Raw genomic sequence first — 4,071 nt, forward strand, 5'->3', positions numbered from 1 at the left:
AATAACTTCAAAAAGAAATATTAGATTATTAATTAAAAACAAAATAGTTGATGGATGGGATGATCCTCGTTTATTAACAATTTCTGGTTTGCGTAGAAAAGGATATACAGCTTCATCATTAAAAAATTTTTGTTATCATATAGGAGTAACAAAACAGAATAATATTATACAATTATCTTATCTAGAATCTTTTATAAAAAAAGAATTAAATAAAATTGCTCCAAGAACAATGGCAATACTTAGACCTTTAAAAATTATTATTGATAATTTTCCTATTAAAAAAAAAATAAAATTATTAGTTCCTAATCATCCATCTAATAAAGATATGGGTTATAAAATTATTTTTTTTACAAAAGAAATATATATAGATATTTTAGATTTTTCAGAAAAAGAAAAAAAAAATTATAAAAGATTGATTTTAGGTAAAAAAGTAAAATTAAGATATGCTTTTATAATTAAAGCAAATAAAATAATTAAAAATAATAATGGAAATATTATTTGTGTACATTGTATATATTATGAAAATACATTAGGAATTAAAATTAATAAAAAAGATCAAAAAATAAAAGGAATAATTCATTGGATATCTTGTTCTACTGCTAAAGCAGTTTATTTTTATTCATATAGTAATTTATTAAAAAAAAAAAACATCAATAATACAGATAATATCTTATCTTATATAAATAAAAAATCATTACAAATATATAATGGTTTTATAGAGAAAGAGTTATTACAAAAACAAAAAAAACAACATTTTCAATTTGAAAGAGAGGGATATTTTTATTTTGATAAAAATCATTCTAATAAAAAAAAAATAGTTTTTAATCAAATTTTATCACTAAGATAATTTTTGATTTATCTAAATCAATTATATTATATATATATAATATAATTGATATTAGATAATTAAAGTTTTAATTCTCTAGAAATTTGTTTTGTCCAAGTTATAATACGTGAATTAGTTAATTTTGATTGTCTATCTTCATCTATAGTTAATCCTAAAAAATAATCTTTATTTTTTAAACTTTTACTATTAGTAAAATAATAACCTTTTGTAGGCCAATATCCTACAATATTTCCTTTATTTTTTTTAACTATATTGTAAATAATACTTATAGCATCGCAAAAATATTCTCCATAATCTTCTTGATCACCACAACCAAATAAACTTAAATTTTTATTTTTAAAATTAATTTTTTGTAGAGTAGGTAAAAAATCATCCCAATCACATTGAACTTCGCCATAATACCATGTAGGTACTCCAAATATAAGCATATCATATTGTTCAATATCTTTTTTTTCTACTTTGGCAATATCGAATACTGAAGCAGTATCACTACCTAGTTGTTTTTGTATATTAAATGCAACATTTTCAGTATTTCCTGTATCACTACCAAAAAAAATACCTATTTTTGACATTTTATTTTTATCTCAAAATATTATTTATGACATAATTTTATAATTAAATTAAATATTAATTTTATATTTTCCATATGTAGTAAATGACCAACATTAGGAATATTATATATTTTAGCATTAGGAAATTGAAAAAATATATATTTATAATAATTTTTATTTATGTAATTTGATTTTTCTCCTTTTAAAAAAAAAATAGTTCCTTTCCATGTAGAAGGAAGCGGATTCCAATCTAATATGTTAGAATATTCATTTTTTAAAATAGGTAAATTAAATTCCCATTTTCCATTTTTAAATGTTTTTAATAATGAACCTATTATAAATTTATTTTTAATAAAAGATTTTAATAATTTAAATACATCTCTTCTAAAGAATATTTTTTTTTTATATACTTCTTCTAATATAAAAAAAATATTTTTTTTATTAAACCTATATTTTATAGGTGCTATATCTAGAATAATAATAGTTCTAATAGAGTTAGATTGTATAAATTGAGTAAGATTCATAATTATCTTTCCACCCATTGAATGTCCAATAAAAATAAGATTTTTTTTTATATTTAAAAAAAATAATGTATCTAATATATCTTGAGATAAAGATATATAATCCATTTTTTTATTTTTAGGAGATAAACCATGATTTCTGATATCTAATAATAAAATTTTACATTTCATACTATGAAATAAAAATTTACCCATCAAATATAAACTTTTTTTATTACCAAATAATCCATGTAACATAATAATAGTATATTTATATTTAATCAACAAATTATTATTAGGAATAAATAAATAACTTAGAATCATATATAATTAAATTCATTAAAAAATGAATATTTTATCATAAAAGAAATAAAAATTGAATTTTTAAAGATATAAAAAAATGTGATATAATTTTCCACCTAAAAAAATTTTATTTTATTATATGAAAAATATTAATCCTACCAAAACTTTTTCTTGGAAAAAATTACAAAATCATGTAAAAGAAATGGAAAAAACAACTATTTATGATCTATTTAAAATAGATAATAATAGATTTGAAAATTTTTCTATTAATTTTGAAAATATTATTCTTTTTGATTATTCAAAAAATATTATTAATAAAAAAACTATGTATTATTTATTAAATTTAGCTAAAGAAACTAAATGTATTGACGCTATTCATGAAATGTTTTATGGAGAAAAAATTAATATAACAGAAAATAAGTCTGTTTTACATACTGCCTTAAGAAATAACAATATTAATTTTTTTTTGAGAAATCATCAAATTTATAATGATATAAATAAAATTTTAAAAAAAATAAAAGATATTTCTGATAGAATTATTTCAGGAAAATGGAAAGGTTTTAATAATAAAAAAATTAAAAACATTGTAAATATAGGAATAGGTGGGTCACATTTAGGTCCATTAATGATTACAGAATCATTAAAAAATTATAAAAATAAGTTAAATTTGTTTTTTTTATCTAACATTGATGCTAATCAATTAATTAATATAATAAATAAAATTAAACCAGAAGAAAGTATATTTATTATTGCATCAAAAACTTTTAATACATTAGAAACAATGACTAATGCTTTAAGCATAAAAAAATGGTTTATAAAAAATATTAATACAAATTTTAGTAAAGATATTTTTTCTAAACATTTCATTGCTGTTACAAATAATATTAATGCAGCAATACTATTTGGTATAAATAAAAATAATATTTTACCATTATTATCTGAAATAGGTGGCCGTTTTTCTCTATGGTCTTCTATAGGATTAATAATATCTTTATCTATTGGATTTGATAATTTTTATCAATTATTAGAAGGAGCATATAAAATGGATAATCATTTTTTAAATTCTCCTATAGATAAAAATATTCCTATTATTATGGCATTAATTAATATTTGGTATTCTAATTTTTGGAATACAGAAACAGAAGCAATAATACCTTATCATGATAATATGTATTTTTTACCATCATATTTACAACAATTAAATATGGAATCTAATGGAAAATCTATAGATAGAAATGGAAAAAAAATAGAATATCAAACTAGTCCCATTATATGGGGAGATGTAGGAACTAATGGACAACATTCATTTTTTCAAATGCTGCATCAAGGAACTAAATTAATACCATGTGATTTTATAGCTTCTGCTATACCTAATTATAATGATTATAAAAATCATCATATTCAACTTATTGCTAATTATATTGCACAAACAAAAGCTTTAGCATTTGGTAATATAAAAGAATCTAATTGTAGAAAAAATATATATTATTGTTGTTATGGTAATAAACCTAGTAATTCTATTTTTTTAAAAAAAATTAATCCTTATAATTTAGGAATGTTAATTGCATATTATGAACATAAAATTTTTATACAAGGAATAATTTTAAATATATTTTCTTTTGATCAGTGGGGTGTAGAATTAGGAAAAAAAATTACTTATTCTTTAATAAAAGAAATAAATGAAAATACTTATAAAGTACATAAATATGATAATTCTTCTAAAGGATTGATAAATTTTTATAAATATTTTAATTAAAATTTATTTGCAATAAAAATTACGCTTAAATAATTATTTATTAAAAAATAAATGTATATATTATATAGTTATAATATATATATTTATTTATAAATTTTATTTATTTATAAATTT

The 4,071-nt window shown here is 18.4% G+C and carries 4 protein-coding genes; 2 read left to right on the plus strand and 2 right to left on the minus strand.

Going from position 1 to position 4,071, the window contains the following annotated elements:
* Window positions 1-847, plus strand: an 847-nt coding sequence (locus tag GJT96_RS01530; RefSeq protein ID WP_247646077.1) for a glutamate--tRNA ligase family protein, incomplete at its 5' end; no start/stop codon positions are given.
* Window positions 848-906: 59 nt separating this feature from the next.
* Here the strand turns inward: GJT96_RS01530 and fldA are convergent.
* Window positions 907-1,419 (minus strand): flavodoxin FldA, encoded by a 513-nt coding sequence (gene fldA, locus GJT96_RS01535; RefSeq protein WP_169780464.1) that lies wholly within the window; start codon window positions 1,417-1,419, stop codon window positions 907-909.
* A 20-nt stretch (window positions 1,420-1,439) separates the two neighbouring features.
* On the minus strand, window positions 1,440-2,222 hold the full coding sequence (locus GJT96_RS01540; RefSeq protein ID WP_169780465.1) for an alpha/beta fold hydrolase: 783 nt from the start codon (window positions 2,220-2,222) through the stop codon (window positions 1,440-1,442).
* Between the two features lie 118 nt (window positions 2,223-2,340).
* Here GJT96_RS01540 and pgi point away from each other — a divergent pair, with 118 nt between their 5' ends.
* Entirely contained in the window at window positions 2,341-3,957 is a 1,617-nt protein-coding gene (gene pgi, locus GJT96_RS01545) for a glucose-6-phosphate isomerase (RefSeq protein WP_169780466.1), read from the plus strand.
* Window positions 3,958-4,071 lie beyond the last annotated feature (114 nt).

The sequence above is a fragment of the Enterobacteriaceae endosymbiont of Donacia piscatrix genome (assembly GCF_012569525.1).
In the GTDB taxonomy this organism is placed as follows: Bacteria; Pseudomonadota; Gammaproteobacteria; order Enterobacterales; family Enterobacteriaceae.

Excerpts from the sequence above, each read along its gene's own strand:
- fldA (WP_169780464.1), bottom strand. The coding sequence starts at position 1,419 with ATGTCAAAAATAGGTATTTTTTTTGGTAGTGATACAGGAAATACTGAA.
- GJT96_RS01540 (WP_169780465.1), bottom strand. The coding sequence starts at position 2,222 with ATGATTCTAAGTTATTTATTTATTCCTAATAATAATTTGTTGATTAAA.
- pgi (WP_169780466.1), top strand. The coding sequence starts at position 2,341 with ATGAAAAATATTAATCCTACCAAAACTTTTTCTTGGAAAAAATTACAA.